This is a genomic window from Pleurocapsa sp. PCC 7319 (assembly GCF_000332195.1).
GTDB lineage: Bacteria > Cyanobacteriota > Cyanobacteriia > Cyanobacteriales > Xenococcaceae > Waterburya.
The window spans coordinates 1697564-1722705 of the sequence record NZ_KB235922.1; the positions used below are offsets into that span (position 1 = coordinate 1697564).

At 38.5% G+C, this 25142-nt stretch carries 30 protein-coding genes; 17 read left to right on the top strand and 13 right to left on the bottom strand.

What is annotated here, in order from left to right; genetic code table 11:
* Positions 1 to 835: 835 nt before the first annotated feature.
* Together PLEUR7319_RS0111555 and PLEUR7319_RS0111560 are read right to left on the bottom strand one after the other, a co-directional pair.
* The gene (locus PLEUR7319_RS0111555) at positions 836 to 1057 is read right to left on the bottom strand and encodes a hypothetical protein (RefSeq protein ID WP_019505384.1); all 222 of its coding nucleotides are present in this window, start codon (positions 1055 to 1057) and stop codon (positions 836 to 838) included.
* A 248-nt stretch (positions 1058 to 1305) separates the two neighbouring features.
* A complete protein-coding gene (locus PLEUR7319_RS0111560; protein WP_019505385.1) occupies positions 1306 to 2010 on the bottom strand; it encodes a precorrin-2 C(20)-methyltransferase in 705 nt (234 codons plus the stop codon).
* A 176-nt stretch (positions 2011 to 2186) separates the two neighbouring features.
* Here PLEUR7319_RS0111560 and PLEUR7319_RS0111565 point away from each other — a divergent pair, with 176 nt between their 5' ends.
* A complete protein-coding gene (locus tag PLEUR7319_RS0111565; protein ID WP_019505386.1) occupies positions 2187 to 3695 on the top strand; it encodes an S-layer homology domain-containing protein in 1509 nt (502 codons plus the stop codon).
* A 174-nt stretch (positions 3696 to 3869) separates the two neighbouring features.
* Positions 3870 to 4217, top strand: a complete 348-nt coding sequence (locus PLEUR7319_RS0111570; RefSeq protein WP_026102455.1) for a hypothetical protein — start codon at positions 3870 to 3872, stop codon at positions 4215 to 4217.
* On the opposite strand, the gene PLEUR7319_RS0111575 is transcribed toward PLEUR7319_RS0111570, so the two are convergent.
* On the bottom strand, positions 4175 to 5803 hold the full coding sequence (locus PLEUR7319_RS0111575; RefSeq protein WP_019505388.1) for a DUF6798 domain-containing protein: 1629 nt from the start codon (positions 5801 to 5803) through the stop codon (positions 4175 to 4177). The two genes, PLEUR7319_RS0111570 and PLEUR7319_RS0111575, sit on opposite strands and share 43 nt — an antisense overlap.
* 361 nt (positions 5804 to 6164) lie before the next feature.
* Positions 6165 to 8579, bottom strand: coding sequence for an endonuclease MutS2 (locus PLEUR7319_RS0111580; protein WP_019505389.1), 2415 nt, complete (start codon positions 8577 to 8579; stop codon positions 6165 to 6167).
* 155 nt (positions 8580 to 8734) lie between these two features.
* On the opposite strand from PLEUR7319_RS0111580, the gene PLEUR7319_RS0111585 reads away from it, so the two are divergent.
* Positions 8735 to 8878, top strand: coding sequence for a chlorophyll a/b-binding protein (locus PLEUR7319_RS0111585; protein ID WP_019505390.1), 144 nt, complete (start codon positions 8735 to 8737; stop codon positions 8876 to 8878).
* A gap of 212 nt (positions 8879 to 9090) precedes the next feature.
* Here PLEUR7319_RS0111585 and PLEUR7319_RS0111590 read toward each other — a convergent pair whose 3' ends face one another.
* Together PLEUR7319_RS0111590 and PLEUR7319_RS0111595 are read right to left on the bottom strand one after the other, a co-directional pair.
* Positions 9091 to 9693 (bottom strand): Uma2 family endonuclease, encoded by a 603-nt coding sequence (locus tag PLEUR7319_RS0111590; protein WP_019505391.1) that lies wholly within the window; start codon positions 9691 to 9693, stop codon positions 9091 to 9093.
* Positions 9694 to 9722: 29 nt separating this feature from the next.
* Positions 9723 to 11255: an NAD(P)/FAD-dependent oxidoreductase gene (locus tag PLEUR7319_RS0111595; protein WP_019505392.1), complete on the bottom strand. Its 1533-nt coding sequence runs from the start codon at positions 11253 to 11255 to the stop codon at positions 9723 to 9725.
* 242 nt (positions 11256 to 11497) lie between these two features.
* On the opposite strand from PLEUR7319_RS0111595, the gene PLEUR7319_RS0111600 reads away from it, so the two are divergent.
* The 3 genes from PLEUR7319_RS0111600 (at position 11498) to grxD (ending at position 12970) form a co-directional block, all read left to right on the top strand.
* On the top strand, positions 11498 to 12199 hold the full coding sequence (locus PLEUR7319_RS0111600) for a hypothetical protein (protein WP_019505393.1): 702 nt from the start codon (positions 11498 to 11500) through the stop codon (positions 12197 to 12199).
* 108 nt (positions 12200 to 12307) lie between these two features.
* Positions 12308 to 12559, top strand: a complete 252-nt coding sequence (locus PLEUR7319_RS0111605) for a BolA family protein (protein WP_019505394.1) — start codon at positions 12308 to 12310, stop codon at positions 12557 to 12559.
* Between the two features lie 87 nt (positions 12560 to 12646).
* Positions 12647 to 12970: a Grx4 family monothiol glutaredoxin gene (grxD, locus tag PLEUR7319_RS0111610; RefSeq protein ID WP_019505395.1), complete on the top strand. Its 324-nt coding sequence runs from the start codon at positions 12647 to 12649 to the stop codon at positions 12968 to 12970.
* 106 nt (positions 12971 to 13076) lie between these two features.
* Here the strand turns inward: grxD and PLEUR7319_RS0111615 are convergent, their stop codons facing one another.
* Positions 13077 to 13337, bottom strand: coding sequence for a DUF6761 family protein (locus PLEUR7319_RS0111615; RefSeq protein ID WP_026102456.1), 261 nt, complete (start codon positions 13335 to 13337; stop codon positions 13077 to 13079).
* Between the two features lie 216 nt (positions 13338 to 13553).
* Here PLEUR7319_RS0111615 and PLEUR7319_RS0111620 point away from each other — a divergent pair, with 216 nt between their 5' ends.
* On the top strand, positions 13554 to 14339 hold the full coding sequence (locus PLEUR7319_RS0111620; RefSeq protein WP_026102457.1) for a response regulator transcription factor: 786 nt from the start codon (positions 13554 to 13556) through the stop codon (positions 14337 to 14339).
* Between the two features lie 116 nt (positions 14340 to 14455).
* Here the strand turns inward: PLEUR7319_RS0111620 and PLEUR7319_RS43485 are convergent, their stop codons facing one another.
* The 3 genes from PLEUR7319_RS43485 to PLEUR7319_RS38055 form a co-directional block, all read right to left on the bottom strand.
* Positions 14456 to 14671: an FAD/NAD(P)-binding protein gene (locus PLEUR7319_RS43485; RefSeq protein WP_026102458.1), complete on the bottom strand. Its 216-nt coding sequence runs from the start codon at positions 14669 to 14671 to the stop codon at positions 14456 to 14458.
* Positions 14672 to 14892: 221 nt separating this feature from the next.
* On the bottom strand, positions 14893 to 15249 hold the full coding sequence (locus tag PLEUR7319_RS0111630; protein ID WP_019505399.1) for a Spx/MgsR family RNA polymerase-binding regulatory protein: 357 nt from the start codon (positions 15247 to 15249) through the stop codon (positions 14893 to 14895).
* A 43-nt stretch (positions 15250 to 15292) separates the two neighbouring features.
* Entirely contained in the window at positions 15293 to 15913 is a 621-nt protein-coding gene (locus tag PLEUR7319_RS38055) for a TetR/AcrR family transcriptional regulator (protein ID WP_019505400.1), read from the bottom strand.
* An 85-nt stretch (positions 15914 to 15998) separates the two neighbouring features.
* Here PLEUR7319_RS38055 and PLEUR7319_RS0111640 point away from each other — a divergent pair, with 85 nt between their 5' ends.
* The 5 genes from PLEUR7319_RS0111640 to PLEUR7319_RS0111660 all read left to right on the top strand — a co-directional run bounded on the left by PLEUR7319_RS0111640 (position 15999) and on the right by PLEUR7319_RS0111660 (position 19941).
* Positions 15999 to 16880 (top strand): oxidoreductase, encoded by an 882-nt coding sequence (locus tag PLEUR7319_RS0111640; RefSeq protein WP_019505401.1) that lies wholly within the window; start codon positions 15999 to 16001, stop codon positions 16878 to 16880.
* Between the two features lie 2 nt (positions 16881 to 16882).
* The gene (locus tag PLEUR7319_RS0111645; protein WP_019505402.1) at positions 16883 to 17824 is read left to right on the top strand and encodes an NAD(P)-dependent alcohol dehydrogenase; all 942 of its coding nucleotides are present in this window, start codon (positions 16883 to 16885) and stop codon (positions 17822 to 17824) included.
* A gap of 30 nt (positions 17825 to 17854) precedes the next feature.
* Entirely contained in the window at positions 17855 to 18253 is a 399-nt protein-coding gene (locus PLEUR7319_RS0111650; RefSeq protein WP_019505403.1) for a RidA family protein, read from the top strand.
* A 35-nt stretch (positions 18254 to 18288) separates the two neighbouring features.
* Positions 18289 to 19254, top strand: coding sequence for an SDR family NAD(P)-dependent oxidoreductase (locus tag PLEUR7319_RS0111655; protein ID WP_019505404.1), 966 nt, complete (start codon positions 18289 to 18291; stop codon positions 19252 to 19254).
* Between the two features lie 108 nt (positions 19255 to 19362).
* Positions 19363 to 19941, top strand: a complete 579-nt coding sequence (locus tag PLEUR7319_RS0111660; RefSeq protein WP_019505405.1) for a Uma2 family endonuclease — start codon at positions 19363 to 19365, stop codon at positions 19939 to 19941.
* Between the two features lie 36 nt (positions 19942 to 19977).
* On the opposite strand, the gene PLEUR7319_RS0111665 is transcribed toward PLEUR7319_RS0111660, so the two are convergent.
* From PLEUR7319_RS0111665 to petE, 3 genes are all read right to left on the bottom strand, one after another.
* Positions 19978 to 20793 (bottom strand): DNA adenine methylase, encoded by an 816-nt coding sequence (locus PLEUR7319_RS0111665; RefSeq protein ID WP_019505406.1) that lies wholly within the window; start codon positions 20791 to 20793, stop codon positions 19978 to 19980.
* Positions 20794 to 20911: 118 nt separating this feature from the next.
* Complete coding sequence (locus PLEUR7319_RS0111670) at positions 20912 to 21202, bottom strand: DUF3493 domain-containing protein (RefSeq protein ID WP_019505407.1); 291 nt, start codon at positions 21200 to 21202, stop codon at positions 20912 to 20914.
* A gap of 136 nt (positions 21203 to 21338) precedes the next feature.
* Positions 21339 to 21698 carry a plastocyanin gene (gene petE, locus PLEUR7319_RS0111675; protein ID WP_019505408.1) on the bottom strand — a complete coding sequence of 120 codons (360 nt, stop codon included), beginning with the start codon at positions 21696 to 21698 and terminating at the stop codon, positions 21339 to 21341.
* Between the two features lie 270 nt (positions 21699 to 21968).
* Between petE and petJ the strand changes: the two genes are divergently transcribed.
* The 5 genes from petJ to moaB all read left to right on the top strand — a co-directional run bounded on the left by petJ (position 21969) and on the right by moaB (position 25127).
* Positions 21969 to 22304, top strand: coding sequence for a cytochrome c6 PetJ (gene petJ / locus PLEUR7319_RS0111680; RefSeq protein WP_036799801.1), 336 nt, complete (start codon positions 21969 to 21971; stop codon positions 22302 to 22304).
* 281 nt (positions 22305 to 22585) lie between these two features.
* Positions 22586 to 22747: a hypothetical protein gene (locus PLEUR7319_RS41615; protein ID WP_019505410.1), complete on the top strand. Its 162-nt coding sequence runs from the start codon at positions 22586 to 22588 to the stop codon at positions 22745 to 22747.
* 104 nt (positions 22748 to 22851) lie between these two features.
* The gene (locus PLEUR7319_RS0111690; RefSeq protein WP_019505411.1) at positions 22852 to 23913 is read left to right on the top strand and encodes a hypothetical protein; all 1062 of its coding nucleotides are present in this window, start codon (positions 22852 to 22854) and stop codon (positions 23911 to 23913) included.
* A gap of 47 nt (positions 23914 to 23960) precedes the next feature.
* The gene (locus PLEUR7319_RS0111695; protein WP_019505412.1) at positions 23961 to 24533 is read left to right on the top strand and encodes a TIGR04376 family protein; all 573 of its coding nucleotides are present in this window, start codon (positions 23961 to 23963) and stop codon (positions 24531 to 24533) included.
* Positions 24534 to 24608: 75 nt separating this feature from the next.
* Positions 24609 to 25127, top strand: coding sequence for a molybdenum cofactor biosynthesis protein B (gene moaB / locus PLEUR7319_RS0111700; RefSeq protein WP_019505413.1), 519 nt, complete (start codon positions 24609 to 24611; stop codon positions 25125 to 25127).
* Positions 25128 to 25142: the final 15 nt, after the last annotated feature.

Here is a 25142-nt window from a genome sequence, read left to right on the forward strand (position 1 = left end):
TAGTTTGTAATCAAACAAGCACATAAACTACATCAATCGTTATCTAAAAAATTTATTCTGTCTTAATAGTCATTTAACATTTTTATATTCTGAGCCTATAGATGATTAATTTATAGAAATTTTGAATATCAGCCAATATAGGAGTCACAGATTACTCCACCGTAAAAGCGGCGAAACCGCTCCCAGGAACCAGTATTTGCTCACGGGAATCCCCTTAAGACCAAACTGCTTTACCGCGTCTGAGTAAAACGCATGACTAAGGCTGAAGCAATATGTATACTCGATAAAAGAGAATGGACATAAGTGGCGAACCCTAAAGGGTGAAGCAGTTTCTTCTTGATGAAGTTGTTCATGGGGGAAACCCCCGCCCTCGACAGTTCCTTCAAGCGGGGGAACCCCGCCAACGGACTGTCTCGCAAGACCACACTTCATCGCTTTAAGCGGGACAAAGGCGTTTGGTTCGCCGCATGTACCCCGCCAACGAACTGCTTCACCGAATCGCCTTGGTGCAGTGACCATGGGTCAAAATTGATGATTAAGTCTCAGTCATACATCAGTTATATCATCTATTTTTATGGGCGCAAACGGATGTTGGGCATCAATTCTGATTTCCCATGATTAGTGGAGCATCTTCGATGATTTAACTGTCTGAGCAACAGTATAAATTACACAATAATAATAATTTTTCAACCCAAATCCTACAGAAACACTCGCAATGTATCTCTATAGATATAAATATCAATGCTATTTAGTTAATCGAATATTTTCTAATAAATATTGAAACTTCAATTGATTTCTTCAACCTGAAAACTGATTCGCCTACTAGCGAATCAGTTTACAAAGACTGTCGAGAAGCAAACTTTTCTATGACTGCCTGAGTTTCCCGTAGCATTTGCTGTCTACTGTTACCTAAACTGGTATTAGTTAGTGTGGGGACTAAATTACGGGCTTGTAATGCCATGTGTATCTGTAGCTGGGCTACGTACTCGCCAATATCTTCACGAAATAATTCTTGTTTTTGTTCTTGGTTGCGAGATGAGATATCCAAAGCGTCCAACTCCTATTGCTTAAACTATAAAATCAGCCTAACTTCCAATTTAAATTAACATGAAGAATGACTATTTTGTAAGGCTTTCGACAAATAAAAAATATTTTGCAATATTTTTTATTAAGAAACTTAAACTTTGTGTTTATAATTATTCTGCTTCAAATTTTCTATTTTTAACCAATGGTCATAGATTACTCTGCCGTACCCATTCCAGGATAAATGAAACGACAGAGGAATCTGTGAAAATGCTTTTTAATTTACTGCTTAATCAACAATATTGAAAAATAAGATAAATTTAGCTCAGGGCAATTACTTAAGTCGTCATAAATTTTTTGCTCGGGAAAAGTCGCTTTTTCTACAATCCAACTAGAATTTAATAGATTTCGCTCCTTGAGAATCTGCCAAACTTGTTGATAAACAGAACTAACTTTAAGCAAAATCACTACTTCAGCCCATTCTAATGTTGCTTCTATTTCTGATATCGTATGTATAGCAGGGAGTATAGCTAATTTCTGATGATTTACCACTAGCGGAATTTTTAAGACAGAGGCGATCGCCATAGGAGAACACACTCCAGGTACAGTTTCTACTTTCGCTTTTGGATGCAACTGTTGTAAGGTTTGAGCTAAATAAGTAAAAGTACTATAAAAACTGATATCTCCTAGACAGGCAAAGGCAACGTTGACCCCCTGATTTAAATAGTGCCAAACTTGTTGTGCAGTTTTTTGCCAAGCTATTTGTAATCTGGCTATATCTTGAACATAGGGAAATTCCAGAGGTAAAATTTTCTGTTGTGGGAGTAGCCAACTAGAAATAATATTTTCAGCTATTCCTGGACAATTATTAGTTCCTGCGGGGAAAGCAACAACTGGGCTAGTTTGTAAGATGCGTAATCCTTTGACTGTAATCAATTCGGGGTCGCCACTTCCCACGCTAATACCGTATAGTATTCCTAGTTCCACTCTGTAGTTTGATTGTTTTTAGGTAAAAGTATACTCCACCATAGCGCGACCTCTATCACCTTGATCCAGAATGAAAGCTTTTTAATCCTAAGTTTCTAGTTAGCGTTTAGGAAGGGAAGATGTCAAAATTTCTTTAGGTATTAAAATTGGATAATTATTAATTCGGGCAGGTAGCTATGTTTCTAAAGCAAAACAACCAAAAAGCTCTTCTGGGAGTTTTAGTCACTAGCTTGTTTACTTTATTAGCTAGCTGTGGCAATAGTGCAGCCATTGAAAGTTTAGTTAGTGCCGATCCGAAATTGAAAGCTAATACTGGTGAGAACAAATCTAAGACGATTAAAGCAACAGAGTCCCAACAAGTAATAGAACGAGATGATGATACATCCACACCAGAAGAGAGGCAAGATAACAAGAATGATTTAGAAGTAGACACTAAGATACGGTCAATAGATTTACCGGAAGATTTTCCTGCCTCTTTTCCTTTGTACCCCAAAGCTAAATTAACCAAAGTAAAACCGGGGAAAACCCAGAAATCGGGAATGTTAACTTGGAAAGCTCAAGATAATCGCCAAGCGATCGCCGATTATTATCAGGCAGAATTAATCGCTAACGATTGGGATATTACTCAACCATTTCAACTCAAGACCAATCAGAAAACGGCAAAGGCGGTTGCCAGAAAAAATCAACTGCAAGTCGATCTAACCTTGCTTTCATCTGTTGACCAGCCCAATACCAGCGAGCTTACAGTTAACTATCAACCTATAAATCAATCATCAGAAGAACCAGAAGAAGAGCTAGAAATTTCTTCAGCTGAAAATTTTGCTGGAGAATCCTCGGATACGGAATCGAACGCACTACAAAATACCCAACCATCATCTAATCCTATTGAACAGCTAGAGGAAAGTGAACCTAAATCCCAATCCCAACTCCCTACTGAAGCTGAAGATACTGACATCCTCAGCAAAGATTATCTTGATCCATTAACTACTGATTTCATCGATCTTGATGAAGTTCCCGAACAATTGACTCAACCGGTAAAAGAAATTGCCGAATTGGGAATTTTAACTCCCTATACAAGCAATGGCAACATTGACCTCAATAAATTTGCACCTAACGAAGTAATTACCAGGGGAGAATATGCTCGTTGGTTAATTGCAGCCAATAACCGTTATTATGACGACAATCCTGGGAAGAAAATTTATATCGCTACTAAAACTAGCCAGCCTGCTTTTCAAGATCTTAAGGTGAATAGCCCAGATTTTGGCGCAATTCAAGGTTTAGCTGAGGCCGGGCTAGTACCTTCTCGACTAACCGAAGACAGTACTAATTTACTATTTCGCCCCGATGCTCCTCTAAAAAGAGAAGATTTAATTACCTGGAAAGTGCCCTTAGATATGCGTCAGGCTTTACCCAAAGCATCTATTGAAGCCATAGAAGAGAGTTGGGGATTTCAGGATGCTACGGAGATTGCTTCTATGGGAATCAGAGCCTTATATGCTGATTTTCAAAATGGCGATCGCTCTAATGTGCGGCGTATTTTCGGCTATACAACTCTATTTCAACCTAAGAAACCAGTGACTCGTGCAGAAGCAGCAGCTTCTCTTTGGTATTTTGGATTTCAGGGTGATGGGATTACTGCGGGAGAAATTTTAGAATCCGAAACAACATCCGAATCTGATAGCTAAAGACATAGCAATTCTAGTCTGAGTAAGGTACTCTTTGTAAAGGCTGAGATTGGTGATTTAAAGTTACAGTTGTTGACAATTAACAGGTATAAGTTGTGGATGAATGTAAAATTGTGATATTTAAAATTCCCAGGATAAGCAATAATCAACCATATAGCTAGATTTTTTAAATTTATGTTCGATTTAGAACCACTTTTTGCCTTTTCTCGTCATTATTGTGTCGCTATTTGTTCTTTTCTTGTGCCTGCTAATTTGATCACCACTGGAACTACATTTTTCTTAGTAGCTACAGAGCAATCATTGACAAAAATACGCTGGTCAATGGGAATCGCCTCAATTTTTGCTTTTACCTTATTTCTGCACGTTTCCACTTGGTTTATCATCGGGGTAATTACTCCTGTCACTTTTGTTTTGTTTGGTTTGGGTACAACCTGTTTGATAATTAACATCTTGACAGTTATTTATCGTCAAGAAATTGTTCAATTGATTATGGAATTACCATACAAAACAAAAGGAGGATGACGATAGACAACCTCCAAATTTAATTGGTGTTTATTTTTAGTAAGTATATAACTAGCACCATACTTATTCATTAATCGTTTAACCTGTGCTGTGGTTAATTTGCTATATCCTTCCTCTAATACTTCTTTGGTTTTTTGTTTACTCACTTTGCCACTGGCAACATATTTCCCCAGAACATAATTGCCACTGAGGTCGTCCCATCGCTGATATTGTTCAATAATTGCTGCTTTGGTTTGGGGTAATAGTTTAAATTTAGCAATAGTCGAGCGCTCGGTTAACCAAGAAAAGTTAGTTTGCTCTACAGGAGAAGAAATGATCGCGGCATCTTGGGGAGTATGCTGATGAATCCAGGTAGCCATAGCTTTCCACTCAGGAGTAACATCTTGTTGTTGTCCTGGAAAATTACGTAAGTCCCATATTTGTTGCGTAAATACGATGCTTTGAAAACCAATAGCCACGAACAACAAAGCAACACAGTAAGCCGACTTTAAACCCTGATATTTGTTACTCCAGCCATGCTCGATTAAACACACTCCTAAAAAACAAGTAGTAAAAGGCAGCATTACATCCCCCAAGCGAAATGGGTAGTACTGCAACCATTGACCTTGAGTATCCCAAATAGCGATCGCCACCCCGCTGATAAAGGGAACTAAACTAATGAGAGCGAATTCCCCTAATTCCTGACGATGATTGTCTATGGGCAACCATTGACGGGTATGAGCTTGCTTGTTTAGTAAATACATAATTCCCGCTAAGATCACCAAATATATGGCTGGGGCGAGCCATTGCCAGCCCCAAGATAAAGGATTGAGGTGATGGGAAAGACGCAGAAATACATAGATGTAAGAAGGTTTGATGATTCTATCGGGTGCAGACTCTGATAATTGTTGAATGACCGGGAGAATAGCGAAGCTACTGGCTAATATATAAGTGATTGCCAATAAAATTACTTGCTTAAACTTGGGGAAACGACTTTCGTAACGCAAACATAACCAAGCAAAACTAGTCAGAAATGCCCAGCCACCGACTAAAACATGAAAAGAGGTCGCCACACCTAATAAAAATGCTACCCAAAAATATAATCTCGAAAATAGTAGCGGAATTGCGATTAGAATCAAACCATAAGCGATCGCTTTAGCTTCTAAGCCGCCAATCATCCATTCGTCAGCGATCGCACCCTGTTTATAGCCCTCTTCTATTCCACAAAATAATGCCGTTGCCAGCAATATAAAAGGTAAACTTAAACCTAGTCTTTTTCCCAGTAAAACTATGCCGAGAGCAGATAAAGCATAACAAAATAGACGACCAATAATTGAGGTAGCTAAAAAACCCCAATGAACTATTAATTTACCGACCAAAGTTTGAAATAACCACCGATAACCCGCAGGACGATCTAAATACCAGTCATTAGGCAGCCAAGAGGGGTCAACAAAGTGTTTTGCCAGGGGCAAGACATCAATTTCATTCCAGCCACCACTACCCATATTGCGGACTAATACCAACCTAAAGGCAATAAACAAGGTAACTAATAATACTTGCCACCATATCTGAGAGCCAAAAAACAAGTTATAGTTGCGACTAGTCATTAACAAATAGCTATCAGCTTTCAGTTTTTAGCTTTCAGATTATAGCTTTAGTAATTACTATGAGATTGATAAGGTAGGTAATCGTACTTTAATTAAATAGTTAGGGTGATGGAGAGTGCATAATCGAATAATGAATAAATTTGTTATTTCATTAAATAGGATTAGCTAGTCAAACAGATATCTGAACTTAACTTTAGTTACGGAGGGGTTTGGGGAAGTGACGGCTTCCCCAATGGGGGGTCTGGGGGGTTAATCCCCCAGGAATAAATACGGTTTTCAGAGGAAAATTACATACAAAAAAATCAGATTTAATTAAATTTTCTAATTCATACAAAAACACCGCTCCAATGTAAATTGTGGACTACTTCAAATGCACGACAGTTACTCCTGAACCGCCTTCCTTTTGTTCGGCTAATTCAAACTTGTCTACTTGGGGATGACGCTGCAAAAATTCATGAACTCCTTGACGTAAACGCCCTGTACCTTTGCCGTGAATAATCCACAACACCCCAGATTCATAAGCATGGGCGATCGCATTTTCTATATCTACTTCGGCTTGATTGACGCGACTACCGCGAATATCTAGGGTATTTTGCGACGTTCTAACCATTACCGCTGGTTTTTTGGATTTAGTTGGAGAAGGTGCAGCTTTAGTAGCCTTGGCTTTGGGCTTAACCTCCGCTTTTTGCCCGTCAAGTGATTCAATCTCTGTCAGACCAACAGTCATTTTCATGATGCCAAAACGTACTACCAGTTGCTCTGTTGCTTCGTCAATGCTCAATACTTCGCCTGTTTGATTGAGACGAGGAATACGCACCTTTTCCCCAAGTTCAGGTTTATAACCTGGTTTAGCTGGCTTAGCTAGTTGAGTTTTTGCTAGTTCTTTGGCTGTAATCTCATTCAAGGCTTCTGTCGCTTGTTGAGCTTTTTGCATAGTTTGCTTGCCCTGCTGTAAACGACGAATAACTTTAGCGACTTCTTGCTTAGCCTCTGCGATCGCCTGTTGTACAGCTTGTTCTTGAGATACTTTTAAAGCTTGTTCTCTTTCTTGCAGCGAAGAAGCTTTTTCCGATACCTCAGAATAGAATCGCTCGGTTTGTTCTAACAGCTTACCTGCCTCTTGAGCCTTAGCTTCCTGTTCCCTTCTTTGTTCTTCTAAAGCAGCAATTACTTGATTCACGTCTTCTGATGAACCCGTACCAACTAAAGACTGAGCCTCCTGGATAATTTCTGGATTTAAACCTAGACGCTGAGCAATAGTCAGAGCATTGGAACGCCCAGGAATCCCCCATAACAATCTATAGGTAGGCTGAAGAGTACTATCATCAAACTCCACTGACGCATTTTCAAAACGTGTATCTTGATATTTGAGTGCTTTTAGTTCACCGTAGTGAGTCGTGGCAATGGTTAATAAACCGTATTCTGCTAAATATTTTAGTAGAGCGATCGCCAGAGCACTGCCCTCGGCAGGATCTGTTCCCGCACCAACTTCATCTAACAGAATTAAAGAATTGGTAGTATCAGTCTGATTGACTTTTAAAGCTTCGATAATACGACTAATACGGCGTATATGACCGGAAAATGTTGATAAACTCTGCTGTAAAGACTGTTCATCCCCAATATCAGCTAACACTACCTCAAACCAGGGTAATTCTACTGGCTCCTTAGCAGGAACAAACATCCCTGCCTTTGCCATGAGCGCAGCCAACCCCATAGTCTTGAGAGTAACAGTTTTTCCTCCAGTATTCGGTCCTGTGATAGCCACTACCTTAATTTCAGGTTTGACTAACACGTCAATGGGAACTACTTCTGCTCCCTCTTCATGACGTTGTTGCCACAGTAGTAGGGGATGGCGCAAACGACGCAATGTAGTAGTTTCGCCTTTTGCTATATCAATGAATCTGGGGGGATTAGCTTCTAACCACAAACTATAACGAGCCTTGGCGGTGGCTAAATCCAACATGGTCGCTACCGCTAAAACTCTTTCTAAATCCTCGATGACCGCAGCTACCTTTTCTGACAAGGCTTTGAGAATAATTTCTTCTTCCCGTTTCTCCTGACGTTCTTTTTGACGTAGTTGATTTCCTAACTGAACGACTGCATTAGGCTCAATGTAATAGGTTGAACCTGTACTAGACACATCGTGAACAATCCCACGAATTGTATCTTTCTGGGCTGGCTTAACAGGTAGAACAAAGCGATCGCCTCTCTGGGTAATTACTGCTTCTTGAATTGCCGTGGCGTTGCGCTGCATAATTCCCTGAAGCTGCTTATAAATTCGATTACGCAGATTTTTAATTTCATGACGGATTTCAGCGAGTTTAGGGCTAGCACGCTCGGTAATATCCCCCCGATCGTCAATACAGTGATGAATATCTTGTTCAATTTCGGGGTAGGTACGGACATCGATAACTAATTTAGCTAAATTCTCTAAGGTTTCACTTTTAGCATCAATTAAACGGCGTAAATAGCGCATCCCGGCTAAGGTAGTAGCCAAATCTAAAAGTTCTTTGGCTGAGAGAATTCCACCTATGCTAGCTCTTTCTAGTGATGAGCCAATATCTTTAATTCCTGTAAATTTCCAGCCTGAATCTAACTCTTGTTCTAAATCATATATTTCTTTCGTTTGGGCTAATAGCTTTTCACTTTCAGCTTGTGTATCAGGCAATCTTAGCTGACGCGCTGCCACAACACCTAGCTTCGTTGCTGCAAAGGTAGACAGATGTTGACATAAACGCTGCCATTCTAATAATTCTAGAGTTTCTGTGGTAATCACGGTCAGTTTATCTTACCTATATTTAATTAATAGTTTATAAAAATGTTTCTAAACAAGGGGTGCTTAAGGCAGATTGGATAATTAACTAAAAAAATGTTACACTTAGTTAAGAATACTTGACTAAAATCTCTCTTGCAACTAAAACAAAAATAATTATGGATAACAAAGAAAGTAAGTTTGGCTTTACCAATTTTGCGGAAATTTGGAATGGTCGCCTAGCGATGATCGGTTTTGTTACTGCTATTATCGTAGAAATGAACACTGGACATGGAGTTTTGGCTCAGTTTGGTCTAATGTAATTATAATTTTAATAGATATTACTTAACCCCTTGATCATTTAAAATCAGCCAAATCAGGGGGCTTTATTTGTTTAAAATTTCTAAATGTTTTTGTAAGGGCGCAATGGTGTTAGCTGCGATCGCGAAGCTTATCTTGTAGAAAATCGCACTTTACACAGCCTTCGGAACAAACCACGGACAGGCATGGCGAGAGTATTAATGAGGTATATAAACTATTTTATCTCATCTAAAAAGCTTTTTTTGAGTATTCTAGGATTACCAGTCAAAGCCTTAGCAATATACTTTGTAAGTAACTTGTTCTCAATCTTCGATAAATTAAAACTATATTGTTGCTGCTGATAAACACCATTATTTAAAACATAAATCTCTAGAGTGTTATTAATCCAAAACCAAACTTCTTGGACGCCTAATTTCTGATATTTATTTAGATCGTAAGTACCACCACTACTAAAAACCACTTCTACAGCTAAATCAGGAACCTTCTTTAAATTATTAAAGCAAAAGCTTGTATCTGGCTCCTTTCCTACTTGTTTATTTTGATTTTTCAAAGTTGTCGAGCCTGTGGGGTAGTAATCTAAATCAAAGGCATCGCAATAAGTAATAACTAACAAAAAGATGAAGTCTTTGATCATTTCATGATTTTGACTAGGAGACATTAAAGTAATTACTCCATCTAAAAAAGATGTACGATAGCCCAAATATTCCACTGCATTAAACTTTTCGTAATCATCCCAAGTCATACCAGAAAAGCTTAAAGTACGATCTTGCTTTAAAAGATAATTTTTGTTGATTGGTAATTGGTCATCTATCAACATGGCCACCAGTAGTGTTTGATCTATATCTTCTAGTTTAAAATTTCCAAATGCTTTTGTAGGGGAGCAATAGTGTTAGCGGCGATCGCACCGCTAGCAGCTACTGCGGGAATCCCAATCCCTGGGAAAGTAGAATCGCCACAGCATAACAAACCATTCAAGGGGGTAGTGGAACCTGGAAATAACGCTTTACCAGCCTGATGGGCGGGACCGTAAGAACCATGATGACGACGCAGAAACCTCTTGTGGGTCAAGGGAGTACCAATAAGAGTTAATTCAACGCGATCGCGAATATCGGGGATAACTCGTTCTAAACCTTGCCACATAATTTCTGCCCGTGCTTGTTTTTGCTTTTGATAAGCCTCGCTACGGCGATCCATTCCTGCCCATAGTTCAAAGGGTTCATTACCAGGAGTATAGACATGAATACAATGTTTACCTAGAGGAGCAAGGCTAGGATCTAATACGGAAGGAATAGACATCACGACCACGTTTTGAGGTGCAGTTACCCCTCGTTCCCAATCATTCACTACAGTATAGTGACACTCCAAATCTTCTAAGCCAGTAGCATCAAAACCTAAATGCAAGTGCATAAAACTCTCACACTCTGGAGTATCAACTCTTTCTTTAATAAAGCTTGGGGGCAATGCCCCTTCAGGAACAAGAGATAAAGTATCCCAGATAGAAGCGTTAGACACCACCGCCTTAGTTGCCCTGATTTCTTTGCCATTGCGTAAACGTATCCCAACAGCCTGGTTTTTTTCGATTAATACCTGCTCAACGTGAGCATTATAAACAATTTCACCACCCAGTTTAGTTAGCCCTCGCACCAAGGCGTCGACAATTGCACCACTACCACCCATGGGATAATCTAGCTGTACTCCCGGCTTATACCATTCGGCAAACATAAAAGCCATTTCTGCCCCTACCGTGCCACTGGCAGGTAAACCTGACAGCAAAAAGCTAAGTAGATCCATCCAGTTACGAATAAACTTATCTGTTATTATCCCATCCATAATTTTGCTAAACGGGCCAGATAAGCGCAGAATATTAGGCAGATGCCATAGAGCATTGGGTAGATATCGACCCATGCTAATAGCTGCCCCCAAGTCAAAACGCATTGCCAAAGGAGGTAAAGCATTCGCCGCATCAGCTAAAGGCTTCATTTCTGTTTGAAGTTTGCGCCATTGAGCTACTGCATCTTCTCCCCGCAGTTTGCTTAAGATCTCACAAAAATGATCCGCTCCTACAAATGCATTAAAGTCTCCTTCGGGTAAACGACAACCCCAAACATCATAATTTATCCATTCCACGTCTTCTTCGATAAGATCTAATACTTGTCTTAAAGGATTATTAGAAGGGCTAGATGATAAGCCCGAATAAAGGGAAGGTCCAGAATCAAATTTATAACCATCTCGCTCAAAACTATGGGCAGCACCTCCTGGAATAGAATGACTTTCACACACTATTACTCGATAGCCATATTTTGCTAACAGTGCAGCACAGCACAAACCTCCAACACCACTACCAATTATCACTACATCTGCTGACTGTTTATTATTCATAGTTACTTTCAATGTTTACAAGTTAAATTTGATATCGAATAGTTTAATAAAAACCTCAATGATGTGGTCAAGCTAACTCTACTCTCATTTTGTCATGGAGGCTTTTTTCATTTTTTCTGCGTAAGCTATGAATTCAATCAACATCTTCTCTTTCTGACAGTCGGGTTAATGGGTGATAAGATACCTGAAGCCTAATCGCATTTGCATCCTAGATCTAAACCAGATAATCAAAGATATAGATTATGCCACAACTAAATATTATTAGCACTAGTGTTCGTTATTTATTATTTATTTCCTTATTTTTAGTTGGGTTTCCTATTACTACCCTCCAAGCTCAGGAAACAGTCAATCCAGAGGAAACTTCCCCAACTGATGTGGTTCCTGAAGATGTTACTCAGCCAGAAAGTTCACCTCCTACTAATCAATTCGATAGCATTTTTAGCATTGAGGGAGGCAAAAAATTAATGACTGAGGCAGACCAAGCAGTTGATGCTCAACAGTATGATGTTGCAGCCCAAAAATTACAAAGTGCGCGACAAGTGTTTAATCAGCTATCTAACTTTTATCTCCAGCTATTTAATAGTTTTTCGGGAGTTGATAACATCGTTGCCGAATCTCATCGTAAAAAAGCCTTGGAAACAGGGATTGAGCGAGATAGAGCTACCTATCAGCTAGCTTTGGTACACCGAGCCCAAGAACAGCCAGAATTATCAATTCCTTTACTAGTGCAAATTATTACCTCTCAAAGTCCTACTAGTGGCATGGGTAAAAAAGCTTATGAACAATTACTAGAGATTGGTTTTGTCGATGCTCCCTTATCTCCTCCAAGCGAGCGCAATACTCAACCCGAAACTCCAGCAACACCTGAACCCAATTCTCCGCCTGCTACCGATCCTTCTCAACTCCAAACCCCTGAAGCTCAACCATCAATTCCCACTCCTTAATTTTTTTTTGAAGAGATCTCTACTTTGAATCAAAGTAGAGGAACTTTAAGTCACAATAGATTAGTACTGCCACGTAATTGAAATTTATTCCATCCAATAAAGCAGATCATGATCAGTCCAGAACAAGTACAAACAATGATTCGAGAGAGATTGTCCAATGCTGAGGTTAAAGTCGTCGGTGATGGACAACATTTTGAAGCCATCATTGTTTCTCCAGAGTTTACTGGTAAAACCAGAGTCAAACAGCATCAAATGGTTTATGCCGCATTACAAGCCGAGATGGCATCAGAAACAATTCATGCTCTATCTTTAAAAACCTATACTCCCGAAACTTGGCAAGCTACTGGTCAAGCTGTTTAATTTTACGGAGTTTAGTAAAATCGAATAATAAATAAATTGAGCGCTACAAACTAGCAGTAAATCAAAACAACAGGTGATTATAAGGTTATGAACTCCGAAACAAAAGCAAAAATCGATAAACTAGTTAATGAAAATAAGATCATGGTGTTCATGAAAGGGTCGAAGTTAATGCCCCAGTGTGGTTTTTCCAATAACGTCGTCCAGATTCTCAATACTTTAGGTGTTCCCTACGAAACTGTGGATATCTTAGCCGACCCCGAAATACGTCAGGGAATTAAAGAATATTCCAATTGGCCTACTATTCCCCAAATTTATATTAACGGGGAGTTCGTCGGGGGCTCAGATATTGCGATCGAACTCTATCAAAGTGGCGAATTACAACAGATGGTAGAGGTAGCATTAGCTTCTTAAAATTTTTTACTTTGAAACAGTAAGCAAAAAAGACGACTAATTTCGGTCGTCTTTAACTTTAACTGTCAAAATAAATACAAATGCACTTTAAAATTGAATAATAAATTTAAAAATAATCGGTGTCTATTTCTGTCTGAGTTTGAGGTGATGACAATTCAAAATTAGACGGATCTCTTAGAAACTTAATTGCTTGCTCTTCTAAACGGTGAATATGATATTGCTCAACAAAGTCGCTGTGACGTAAACAGGCAATATATCCATCTAAGTACAATCTAATTTCCTGAAAGCTATAACGTCGCCGCCAGAGGTCTACCATTCCATCGGTAACTTTCTGATAGTGACGAATTGATTGGGGATCTTGAAGAATCATGACTCTAACTAAATTATTTTTGTGATCGGTTACTAGAAATTTAGCTGTTGTTAAGTTTTATGGCTTGGTTTCATTTTACTGCGTTGGCTTGTAACAAAATATATTTTTTTATTGAACTTTAGTACTGTTTGCTCGTAACCGTCGCTACAAATTATTTTCAAAGCCTCTGTTAGCCTTGTGTTAATAGGCATTATCTCTAATTTTAACGAGGCAATAGTAGTGTCAGCATACATATCCATAGTTGAAAGTAATCCTCACTTGCGATCGCTACTAGGGTGGCATTTGCAGCAGTCGGGTTATGCTGTCTCTCAGTCAGGTAGTCTGCAACAGGGTAGGGATGCTTTTTATCAATATCAGCCTATTTTAGTGGTTATTGATTCAGATTTACCAGATGGAGATGGTTTGGAATTGTCTCATTGGCTATACCAACAAAAAAAATCACTGATTCTGCTACTGTCTGCTCGTAATAGTGAACCTGATATCGTCAGAGGTTTAAAATCTGGTGCTGATGATTATTTGACTAAACCTTTTGGTATGCAGGAGTTCCTGGCACGAGTTGAAGCTTTAATTAGAAGAATACGCCTTTCAACCCATAGTCCATTATCTGTGGACTGTAAAGAATTGAAGATCGATTTAGCACAACGGCGTGTTCAAGTACAAGGGGAGTTTATTGAATTAACACCACAGGAATTTAGTTTGCTCTATGTCTTGGCTCAAGCAGAAGGAAATCCTTTGAGTCGTTCTGAATTATTGCAGCGGGCTTGGCCTGATGCGATTGATAATCCTCGCACAGTAGATACTCATGTGCTTTCTTTGCGTAAGAAAATCGAATCTAATCCTAGGAATCCTAGTATCATTCAAACTGTGCGTAATGTCGGCTATTGCTTCAATCCTGAATTAATTGAAACTCCCAAAAACTCACTTAAAACTAATTCTCTATCTCGGAATTCAACCAATACTCATACGATTAATGGTCATAAAAAGCTTAGTACTTTTTAACTTTGGGCTTTCGGTTAGAAGCTAAGGAAAAACCAATTCTTGTGGAGGTTGATTATAGAGCTATCCCATAGCTTTTATGAGATAACTAGTTGTTTTTAGTTTTTAGTTATCAGAGCTCATTGCCCATACCTAGAAATCATTTTTTGCCTATTTGATTTGGTATTGTGACGTTCATGAAATGTGAATGTGCCGATATCATACTGCAAATCATCAATTATAAAGTTGCGATGAAAACCTCCTAATGCAGATGATTTTTCAATTAAATCGATTTCTAGAAAGGGACTTTTAGATAATTCCCGTGCCAAGGTTATGCCAGTAACTCCACCGCCCAAAATAGCGATTTTTTTTTATTTGTCATTTCAGTAACTTTAATGAGGCTTATATTTTAGTACCTATTTACTATGAAATGGTAGTTAAATATATTTACTAGTAATCAATTAACTACAAAAATGTAAACATTAAGATAATTTTTTGAAGTTTATGTAAAGACAAATTGATTTTGAGCAATCTAGACTCTGAATAATTTACAAAGTTACTAACTTTGGGAGAAATCTTAAACCCCCAGCTTCTCTTTTATTTCTGCTTCCGAGGCTCTAAAGCCAACTAATATTGCTCGATTATCTTTAACAAATAATGGTCTTTTGAGCAACATCGCATCTTCTGAGAAAGCTTCGATCCATTGTCGATCATTCCAAGTTTTCTTATCTTCTCTTAAAGCACGATAAGATTTACCCGAAGTATTTCGCATCGGTTTATTACCTAGAATCTTTACCCAATCGAGAATCATTGCTTTGCTGGGAGGATTATCTTTAGTATTGATGAACTCATAGTCGATGTTATTATCTTGCAGCCATTTGGTCGCTTTCTTGCAAGTACCGCAGTTTGGGATTCCGTAAACTTGGATAGACATATGGTGAAAAAAATACTTTTTCAGAAATATAATCGATACCTATCTAAATCGCTATCGCTTTTTCAAATACTCTAATTATTTGCTTGAGCTTGACTCGATAATCTTCAACCGAAGTTGCTGCTTGTTTTAAACCATGAGAGGAATTAACTAACAATTCTGCAGCTTGTAGGGAAGTAAGGTCAAGATTTTTTAGCCGTATTTCTTGATTAACTTCTGACTCTTCTAGAGCCTGAGCTAGCAACTGAATAAACTTGTCCACAGAGGCACGGTTAATTTCTGCTGCTACTTTGCCATTGATATCAATTAATTCGTTACCATGAGTCGAGTTGGCAACTAAGGAAAACAGTTCCACACTATGACATTCAAAAGCTTGTTTAAGGCGATCGCCTATTTTCCCTTCTGGTTGCAATACTATTTCTGCTTGTGACAAAGTTTGTTGCTGCAGTTGTTCAACTAAAGCACAAAAGATGGTTTCCTTATTGTCGAAGTGTAAATATAAAGCAGGTCTAGACATTTTTGCCTGTTTTGCAATGTCTGACATCGAGGTTTTTTTAAATCCGTAGTTGAGAAAGCAACTTTTTGCTGCTTCTAAGATACGATCTGCTTTACTATCTTTTGGGTTTTCGTTGGTCGTATTTTCTTTCATATCTTGACATTCTGACATAATTTAGTAAGATGTCAATATGACATTTTGACAAAAATAAGAAAAATGTCAGAAATTTTACTGGAAAAACAATATTTAGGTAATTATGATTAATACTTCTCAGCCTAGCGATCGTGGTTGCGTTCTAGTTACGGGAGCATCAAGTGGTATTGGTAAAGCGACAGCGAAAAGACTTGCTGTGGCAGGCTACCATGTTTTTGCTGCTGCCAGACGTTTAGAAAAAATGACAGATTTGCAATCAGATAGGATCACTGTTTTACCTCTCGACATCACCAAAGAGGAATCAGTGCGATCGCTCGTCGAAACTATATCCACCCAAACTGAAAGACTAGATGTATTGATCAATAATGCTGGTTATGGTTCTCATGGTGCGCTAGAAGCTGTTTCTCTAGAAGAGGCAAGATATCAGTTTGAAGTTAATGTGTTTGGCTTAATGCATCTAACCCAATTAATTCTGCCAATCATGCGTCAACAACGAGGGGGCAAAATTATTAATGTTTCCTCTATGATCGGTAAAGTAAGCGTGCCTATGAGTGGTTGGTATAGTGCCAGTAAACACGTCCTCGAAGCTCTTTCAGATGCTTTGCGGTTAGAAGTTCAACAGTTTGGTATCAAAGTAGTTGTCATAGAACCTGGAGCAATTAAGACTGAGTTTAACGATATTGCTGCTGAGCGTGTCAATAAAGCATCATCAATTGACGCTTATCAAAGTTGGACTGAGGCTTGGATTAAAGTATTAAACTCCAGTAATCAAACTGGTGCCGAGCCTGAAGTTATAGCAGAAGCAATCACAAAAGCAGTTAAAACTAAAAATCCTCGATCGCGCTATGCTGCTCCTTTTGAGTCCAAATTTTTCTTATTTTTGAAATGGTTATTAAGCGATCGCTTATTCGACCGGGTTGTTCTTTCAGAAATTAAAAAGCGACAAAAATTAGTCTCCCCTTCAATTAGCCCCATTGCAGAATAACAATGAAAGCAATAGTAATTGATCGCTATGGCTCTGCTAATGTCTTGCAATACGAAGAAGTAGAGCAGCCCCAAATTAAACCATCAGAATTACTGGTTAAAGTTCAAGGGACTAGCGTTAATCCTTTGGACTGGAAAGTTCGTCGAGGAATGGTGAAATGGCTGATGAATAATAAGTTTCCCAAAATTTTGGGAGCTGATATATCTGGAGAAGTTGTGCAAGTTGGTACTCAAGTCACCCGCTTTCAGCCAGGAGATGAAATCTATGCCAGCCTTTCCTCGTCTTCAGGAGCTTATGCAGAATTTGTGGCAGTTTCAGAAAAATTGGCTGCACTTAAACCAACCAATCTAACTCACTCTGAAGCTGGAGTAGTTCCTCTTGCTGCTCTCACTGCACTGCAAGCTTTACGCAATTTAGGCAAAATTAAATCGGGGTCTAAGGTTCTCATTAATGGTGCTTCTGGCGGTGTTGGTATTTTTGCAGTTCAGATCGCCAAAGCTTTTGATGTAGAAGTGACTGGTGTTTGTAGTCAAAAAAATTGGGAACTGGTTAAATCATTGGGGTGTGATCGCACCCTTGACTACAGACAAACTGATTTTACCCAGGATACTATTCAATACGACATTGTATTTGACGCAGTAGCAAAATCTTCTTTTTGGCAATGTAGAACAATACTAAAGCCGAATGGAATATATGTCTCGACTTTACCTACATTTAGCAATCTTGTGGCTATTTTATCGACGGCAATTTTTTCCAAACAGAAAGCCAAATTCATTCTATTTCAGGCAAATGGTCAAGACTTGTTATATATAAAAGAGTTAATAGAGACTGGTAAACTTCATCCAGTAATTGATCGTACCTATTCTTTGCCAGAGCTAGCTCAAGCTCATAAATATAGTGAAAGTCAACGTGCAGTAGGAAAAATTTCGATTATTGTTAAGTAGTCAAGTAGTTGGACAAAATTAATTACATATATGAACAAGAAACCGATCAATCCTCCAGAATTATTCGACGGTTCTCCATTTGGGATGTCTCAAGCTGTATGCGATTTAGATTCAAAATTGGTTTTTATTTCTGGGCAAGTAGACTGGAATCAAGAATATCAAACATCAGAAAATTCTGTAGAAGGTCAGACAGAAAAAGCCCTTCAAAATTTACAAATAGCACTAGATGCAGCTAATTCATCAGTTGATAATTTACTTCAGGTGAGAATCTATATTCGTGGTGAGTTGGGAGAATACATAAACACACTAGCTCCCATTCTCTCCAGTTTTTTCGGTGAATCACGTCCTGCTCTGACAGGAATTGGTGTTGCTTCTCTTGCATCTCCAGAAACTTTGGTAGAAATTGAAGCGGTTGCGAAAAGGAAATAAGCTGATTACTTAGATTTAATCAAAAAATTGACACCATGAAAACTGTCATTATTACAGGTGGGAATAGCGGATTAGGTTATTATTGCGCTCAGGAAATTGCCAAAAATGAAGATTGGTATGTGATTATTGCCTGTCGTAACCAAGACAAGGCAAATCAAGCTATAAAAAAACTGAGAGAGCAAACATCTAGCGATCGCCTAGAAACAATGCTCCTCGATTTAGCGTCGTTAGCATCTATCCGCCAGTTCGCCCAAGAATTCGCTAATCGCGATCTACCTCCTTTAAGGGCGATCGCCTGTAATGCAGGAGTACAGTTTATCCAAAGACAAACCTACACTGAAGATGGTTTTGATACTACCTTTGGGGTGAATCATTTAGGACACTTTTTATTGGTTAATCTACTCTTAAAACAGCTAGTTGACCCTGCTAGAATTATTTTAGTTAGCAGTGATACCCACGACTCCAGTAAAACTACAGGAATGCCTGCTCCTTATTTTCGTGAGCCGTCATTGATAGCTCATCCAGAACAAGATTCCCAACTAAAAAATAAAAAAATTGGCGAAATTGGACGTATCGCTTACACCACTTCTAAACTGTGTAATGTTCTCTGCGCTTATGAATTATCTCGTCGCCTTCAGCAAGCAAGACAAAATACAGGAGAATCTCATCCTATTACTGTTAATGTTTTTAACCCAGGATTAATGCCAGGTTCAGGACTAGCTCAAGACTACACTCCTGTTGCCAAGTTTGTGTGGAATAATATTTTGCCAATTTTGTGTAAGTTTGTGCCTAACGTTAACACGATGGAAAATGCAGGGAAAGCTTTAGCGCGATTAGTTCTCGATCCTGAATTAGAAAATGTAACGGGTAAATATTTTAGTGGATTTAAGATGATTGATTCTTCTCAAGAGTCTTATGATCGAGATAAAGCAAAACAACTATGGGAAGGAAGTATCAAACTCACACAGCTCACGTCTGAAGAGACAATTTTCGAGATTTGAAAAATTATCGTGCATCAAAGACGAACCAGTATGTTCCGTTACAAAAGCTTCGGCTAAGTTTCTGTTGCTATAACAGTACAATGGGGAAAGCTTCCCCCAACAGGAAAAATGCAAGTAACCATACCAACTGGATTTAAAATTACTGAGGAGCAATTTGACCAGATTGCGGCAGTTGAAGATGTTAACAAGCTGGAATTAACTGCCACAGGAGAGTTAATTGTTATGAGTCCTACTGGGGGAGAGACAGGCGATAAGAATAGCGAGTTAAACGGACAACTTTGGCTCTGGAACAAACAAACAGGTTTAGGGAAATGTTTTGATTCCTCTACTTTATTCATACTCCCCAGTCGAGCCAGAAGAAGCCCCGATGTTAGCTGGATTTTAAATGATAGGTGGAATCAATTGACCCTAGAGGAAAAAAGGCAATTTCCCCCCATAGCTCCCGATTTTGTTATTGAATTGGTTAGTCCAAGTGATAACACTAAAGCTCGCTATCAGAAGCTACAGGACAAGATGCATGAATACATTGATAATGGGGTGCGCTTGGGTTGGTTGATTAATCCCGAAACAAAAGTAGTTGAAATATATAGAATTAATCAGCCAGTAGAAATAATAGAGAATCCTGCAACTCTTGATGGAGAGGATGTGCTGGTAGGTTTTGTTCTGAATTTAAACAACATTATTTAAAGAAAAGAAATGTAATCAGTAATTAGTAATTAGTAATTAGTAATTAGTAATCAGTACTTCTTTGATCTTGCCTCTTTTGTCTCCCTTGGAGTTAATTGAACGAGGCATATCTACAAGTTCAATCTGGAATTCACTATACAGATCAAACACCAAAGGAGCAGCGGAATTGGATAACATAAACCGTACCCCCTTCTTATTCAGTCTTAGACAAAGATCCCGCAGGGCAATTTGTGTTTCGGTATCAAAACCTTGACTGCTATAGCCAGTAAAGCTAGAAGTTGTATTGAGAGGTATATAGGGCGGATCGAAATAGACGAAATCTCCCTTAGTGATTTTTGATTCAATTGAGAGAAATGAATCGGTGAGAATCTCTATATCTTTTAGAGCTAGACTACAGGCACGGAGATTTTCTATATCTACAATTTTCGGATTTTTGTATCTGCCAAAAGGAACATTGTATTGTCCTTTGGAGTTGACTCGATATAAGCCATTAAAGCAAGTTTTGTTGAGGTAAATAAAGCGACTGGCTCGCTGAATATTCGACCAAGAAGCATAGTCAGAAGTGCGATCGCTATTTCTAATTTGATAGTAATATTTTTGATCGTAGTGATGTTTTTGTAAATCGACGATCAGAGCTTCTACGTCTTGTTGTACGCACCGATAGGCATTAACTAATTCTTGATTGATATCGATTAGAATAGCTGGTTTTGGTTTAAGTTGCCAAAAAAGAGCAGCTCCACCCATAAAAGGTTCAAAATAAGCTGAAAAATCTGAAGGAACACGTTTTTCTAGCTCAGTAAGTAATTTTCTTTTGCCTCCTACCCATTTTATAAATGGTTTGCAGTCAACCATAAATTTCTATATCGAATTTAAGATCGATCTTGAACTAATTCTTTTTATCAAGATGTATAATCTGCGATCGCCATTATACTAGCGATCGCATAATCACTATAGTTTGAAGTGACATTAACTATTTTGCTTGATCTCGATTTTGTTCCCAACGAAATAAGAACACCATCAGAGCGACTAAACCAACTTGTAATAGTAAATTAGGCGCGTTGGTTGAAATATCTTGACCAGCGGCTAATTTAGCCAAAAAAACAAATGCACCAATCAAACCAGACGCACCAAAAGTAAGGTAGAAAAATTTTCTTAGGCCTTTATAGGGAGCTTTAGCCTCTGCGCGAAGACGAGCATATTTTTCAGGAGAAAGATTATTTTTTCTAGCTCTGGCTAGTTCTTCGGGAGATAGCTCTACCATATTTTGTGTTTTGTGTTGCTATTAAGAGAAATTAGATACTATCGTTAATCTTAACGAAAAAGAGAGGTAAACCTTAAGTAACTACCTCTCCTGAATATTAATTTTGATTTTTTTTATTATTGAGCAAGATCGAGTCTTATTCAACGATGACTTTTCCTACCATTCCTGCGCCACGATGAGGTTCGCAGTAATAATTATATTCACCCGATTCGTTGAAAGTAGTTTCGTAGCCTTCCCCTGGGGAGAATACTAAGTTTTTGTGAGATTTATCTGCGTCATTCTCAAAAACTACATTGTGGGGAGACATTTTGTTATTAGCCCATTTAACTGTCTCCCCTGCTTTAATAGTTACTGTTTCAGGTACAAACTTTAGCATACCGTTGTCGCTACCCATTTTTACTTCAACAGCCGCTGCAGCAGCAGGGTTAACGTTAAAGAAGAAGGTGGATACTACTAGTATTAGTGCGGACAATAACAAGCTTAATTTTCTAGCCATCTTTTGAACTCTCTGTGTCAGATATTATTATTTTTAAATTTTCCTGAAAAATAGAGAATTGGATTTGAGAGAATACCTAGTTACTTTTGCAAGAATTTGGCATTTTTCTCATAGCTCTATTCCTTTTACTTATATTACTACAGAAGTTTGACGACTTGTAAAAGTTTGACAGCCTGTCTTTTGACAAAGATTTCTGGAATCAAAGAATATGTGTAACTGAGCACAATCAGTTAGTTTGATTGAATTTAAATGATTTTGAGAGGAGAAACCATGTTTGCCAGAATATTATCAACGCTGTTGGTATTTTTGACTGCTGCGATGTTTACCTTTGCTACTCCTGCGATCGCAGGTGATGCAGCTAGTGGAGCTAAGATTTTTAGTGCTAACTGTGCTGCTTGCCACGCTGGTGGAAACAACGTTATTAACGGAGCAAAAACCTTGAAAAAGGATGCTTTAGCGAAATACGAAATGGACTCTATTGAAGCTATTACTTATCAAGTAAATAACGGTAAAAACGCAATGCCAGCATTTAAAGGACGTTTATCCGATGCCCAAATAGATGATGTCGCTACCTATGTTCTTTCTCAATCGGAAAAGGGTTGGTAAGTTCTAGTTAGTAACTGATGTTACGCACTAATGTATTTGTTAAGACTGGGGAAAGGTTAAGGGGAAAAGGGAAAAGGGTTTCTAGATCTTTTTTTCGTACCTTGTTCAAACTATTGATTTCTCATTGATTTGCGTAACATCAGTTAGTAATTTAAGAAAACTAAAATTTTATTAGTCTATAAGTTTGTTTTATCCTCGATCACTATCGTTAGAGATTGGGGATATTTTTGTTTTGTGGAACAATAACTAAAGATTAAAGATTATTAAGAGAGGCTAGGAACATGGAACGGGGTAAATTAATTGCTATTCTTACAGGAGCAATTTCAATTTTGATTGCGATCGCTTATCTAGTAATTGTTCAGTTACTCGATTTTCGCGGTGAAATGATTCCTGCCCCTATTAGTCACCTCACTGTTGGTGTATTAGCTACGTATTTATACTAGAAGTTTGCTCATATAAAGGGCTTTTCTCTGGGTAAACACTATGGCAAAAGGTAGATAAGCAGCGTATCTTAGACAAGTTAATTTAGTCGCTGTCGAAATACTTCATGCTCAGGGATGCTAGTCATCAGCAGGTAATTCAAAAGTTTTCTTTTATCCAGAGTTTAAACCTATCTCGTGGTATGAATCAGGATAAGCAAAAATTTTTAGAACCAAAAAAAGCTGCTCAAGATGATAGTCCTCAACATCAACGAGCAACAGCGCTTCTAAACAAATCAAATTCAACAGCAACTACAACGGACAAGACAGCCAATGAAGCTTCCAGTCTGGTAATTACAACTGATATGGCTTCTACTATCAACCCTAGTTGGTATGAATCAGACTCGAATTCCTATAGCTTGAGCTTTCCAGAGAACATCAAATACTCTGGTTCGGAACAGCAAACAGACAATAACCCCCCACCAAGTCGTAATTATCTAGGTAAAATTCTCTTTGCTCTCTCCTGTAGCTATTTTCTTTTCGTATGGTGGTGGTTGTTTGGACATCACGGAAGTCAAATACTAACCCGGTTGATGGGAGGACAACGAATTACTATCTCCAAGTCAGATGCTCAATTTATTGACTATATGGAGAGTTCACTTGCCACTATAGAACGTCAAATAGAAGCAAAAAAAGAAAATGCTGCTCAAGGCAACGAAGTTGTCTATGTGCCTGTATACACCCCTACTCCCGCAACCCCTACCTTACCTCCGGTTGCCAATAATAATTTACCTGCAACTCCCATACCCAATAGTAATGCGCCCCAAATTCCTAAGCCGGTAGCTATCAAACAACCTCAACTAGATATACCTTCTGAGGCCCTAAAAATTCCCGCTCCTCCTCCTCTTCCAACACCTACCCCCCTAAATTCATCAAGTCCATCTCAAGTAACTAAACCAAGCCCAACTTCACCTCCGAAACCAACAATTAAGCACACTCTAATTGGGGTTCTGGAATTAGGAGAAAATAAATCTGCTGCTTTGGTTAAAGCCAAAGGTCAAACTAGACGTGTTTGGGTCGGAGAAAAAATAACTGGTAATGGTTGGATCTTAGAGTCAGTAGCTAATCAAACTGCTCAGATTAGTTATCAAGGACAAGTTCGTTCTATTGTTGTGGGAGAAACGTTCTAAGATAAATAAAACATATGCGCCAATCTAATACCTAAATAGAAAGCAAGATGGGTTTATTTGATGATATAAACAATTTTTTAGAAGAGAGACTCGACGAATTTTTACGCAACAATCCACATCTAGAGTTACAGGCAATTGAAGAGCAGTTACGAGAGCAAGAACAAGATACTAGAAAACTGATTGCAAAATTGCAATTTGAAGAAAAAAGCCTTCAAGATCGGATATTAGAAATAGCTAATAATATTCAAACTTGGCACAGTAGAATTAGCAAAGCTCAAGCAGCTAATAGACAAGACTTAGCCACTGCTGCAAAAGAAAGAGAAGCCGAGTTACTAAGACAGGGTAATCAAGTTTGGGGACAAATGGAAGGGGTTAAACAGCGAATTGAACAAGCGGAAAAACTTCTGCAACAAGTTCAACAAAAACGCCAAGAAGTAAAAACTCAATCAGCTCAAGCACAAACTGCTCAAACTACCAATACTTACTCCAGTGACACTGAAGGTTGGAAACGTGGTGCTGATTCCCCTCAATATCGTCGCAGCGTCGATCCCCTAGAAGCGGAATTTCAAAAATGGGAATTAGATGACGAATTAGAGCAGATAAAAAGAAATATGACTTAGATCATTATTACCTTTTAGCCATTAGCTTTTGTTAAACAATCAATATTGGGATTTAACTTGAAACCTAAATAAATTATGGAGCGCAATGACTCTTTGCTTTCTTTAAAAATCGCCGTAATGACTGTTTCTGATACGCGAGGGGAGGCTGATGATAAATCGGGCAAAATATTAGTTGATAACTTAAATGCAGCAGGACATGATCTAGTAGAAAAGGTAATTGTCCCCGATAACATTTACAAAATTCGTGCAGTTATTTCTCGCTGGATTGCTGATGAATCTGTTCAAGTAATCTTAACTACTGGTGGGACGGGAGTTACAGGACGAGATGGCACTCCAGAAGCAATTAAACCTTTGTTAGATAAAGAAATTGTTGGATTTGGCGAGATATTTCGCATGATTTCTTATCAGGAAATCAAAACCTCGACGATTCAGTCTCGAACGCTTGCTGGAGTTGCTAATGGAACATATCTCTTTTGCTTACCTGGTTCTTCTGGTGCATGCCAAACAGGATGGAGCATTATCAAAGATCAACTTGATTCCCGCAATCGTCCTTGTAATTTAGCTCAATTAATTCCCCGATTAACTGAAACCTAATCAGAATTGCTACAT

What these genes read in the sequence shown, in the direction of transcription:
- PLEUR7319_RS0111565 (WP_019505386.1), top strand. Translation starts at nt 2,187, where the DNA reads ATGTTTCTAAAGCAAAACAACCAAAAAGCTCTTCTGGGAGTTTTAGTC.
- PLEUR7319_RS0111570 (WP_026102455.1), top strand. Translation starts at nt 3,870, where the DNA reads ATGTTCGATTTAGAACCACTTTTTGCCTTTTCTCGTCATTATTGTGTC.
- PLEUR7319_RS0111575 (WP_019505388.1), bottom strand. Translation starts at nt 5,803, where the DNA reads ATGACTAGTCGCAACTATAACTTGTTTTTTGGCTCTCAGATATGGTGG.
- PLEUR7319_RS0111585 (WP_019505390.1), top strand. Translation starts at nt 8,735, where the DNA reads ATGGATAACAAAGAAAGTAAGTTTGGCTTTACCAATTTTGCGGAAATT.
- PLEUR7319_RS0111590 (WP_019505391.1), bottom strand. Translation starts at nt 9,693, where the DNA reads ATGTTGATAGATGACCAATTACCAATCAACAAAAATTATCTTTTAAAG.
- PLEUR7319_RS0111595 (WP_019505392.1), bottom strand. Translation starts at nt 11,255, where the DNA reads ATGAATAATAAACAGTCAGCAGATGTAGTGATAATTGGTAGTGGTGTT.
- PLEUR7319_RS0111600 (WP_019505393.1), top strand. Translation starts at nt 11,498, where the DNA reads ATGCCACAACTAAATATTATTAGCACTAGTGTTCGTTATTTATTATTT.
- PLEUR7319_RS0111605 (WP_019505394.1), top strand. Translation starts at nt 12,308, where the DNA reads ATGATCAGTCCAGAACAAGTACAAACAATGATTCGAGAGAGATTGTCC.
- grxD (WP_019505395.1), top strand. Translation starts at nt 12,647, where the DNA reads ATGAACTCCGAAACAAAAGCAAAAATCGATAAACTAGTTAATGAAAAT.
- PLEUR7319_RS0111630 (WP_019505399.1), bottom strand. Translation starts at nt 15,249, where the DNA reads ATGTCTATCCAAGTTTACGGAATCCCAAACTGCGGTACTTGCAAGAAA.
- PLEUR7319_RS38055 (WP_019505400.1), bottom strand. Translation starts at nt 15,913, where the DNA reads ATGTCAGAATGTCAAGATATGAAAGAAAATACGACCAACGAAAACCCA.
- PLEUR7319_RS0111640 (WP_019505401.1), top strand. Translation starts at nt 15,999, where the DNA reads ATGATTAATACTTCTCAGCCTAGCGATCGTGGTTGCGTTCTAGTTACG.
- PLEUR7319_RS0111645 (WP_019505402.1), top strand. Translation starts at nt 16,883, where the DNA reads ATGAAAGCAATAGTAATTGATCGCTATGGCTCTGCTAATGTCTTGCAA.
- PLEUR7319_RS0111650 (WP_019505403.1), top strand. Translation starts at nt 17,855, where the DNA reads ATGAACAAGAAACCGATCAATCCTCCAGAATTATTCGACGGTTCTCCA.
- PLEUR7319_RS0111655 (WP_019505404.1), top strand. Translation starts at nt 18,289, where the DNA reads ATGAAAACTGTCATTATTACAGGTGGGAATAGCGGATTAGGTTATTAT.
- PLEUR7319_RS0111660 (WP_019505405.1), top strand. Translation starts at nt 19,363, where the DNA reads ATGCAAGTAACCATACCAACTGGATTTAAAATTACTGAGGAGCAATTT.
- PLEUR7319_RS0111665 (WP_019505406.1), bottom strand. Translation starts at nt 20,793, where the DNA reads ATGGTTGACTGCAAACCATTTATAAAATGGGTAGGAGGCAAAAGAAAA.
- PLEUR7319_RS0111670 (WP_019505407.1), bottom strand. Translation starts at nt 21,202, where the DNA reads ATGGTAGAGCTATCTCCCGAAGAACTAGCCAGAGCTAGAAAAAATAAT.
- petE (WP_019505408.1), bottom strand. Translation starts at nt 21,698, where the DNA reads ATGGCTAGAAAATTAAGCTTGTTATTGTCCGCACTAATACTAGTAGTA.
- petJ (WP_036799801.1), top strand. Translation starts at nt 21,969, where the DNA reads ATGTTTGCCAGAATATTATCAACGCTGTTGGTATTTTTGACTGCTGCG.
- PLEUR7319_RS41615 (WP_019505410.1), top strand. Translation starts at nt 22,586, where the DNA reads ATGGAACGGGGTAAATTAATTGCTATTCTTACAGGAGCAATTTCAATT.
- PLEUR7319_RS0111690 (WP_019505411.1), top strand. Translation starts at nt 22,852, where the DNA reads ATGCTCAGGGATGCTAGTCATCAGCAGGTAATTCAAAAGTTTTCTTTT.
- PLEUR7319_RS0111695 (WP_019505412.1), top strand. Translation starts at nt 23,961, where the DNA reads ATGGGTTTATTTGATGATATAAACAATTTTTTAGAAGAGAGACTCGAC.
- moaB (WP_019505413.1), top strand. Translation starts at nt 24,609, where the DNA reads ATGGAGCGCAATGACTCTTTGCTTTCTTTAAAAATCGCCGTAATGACT.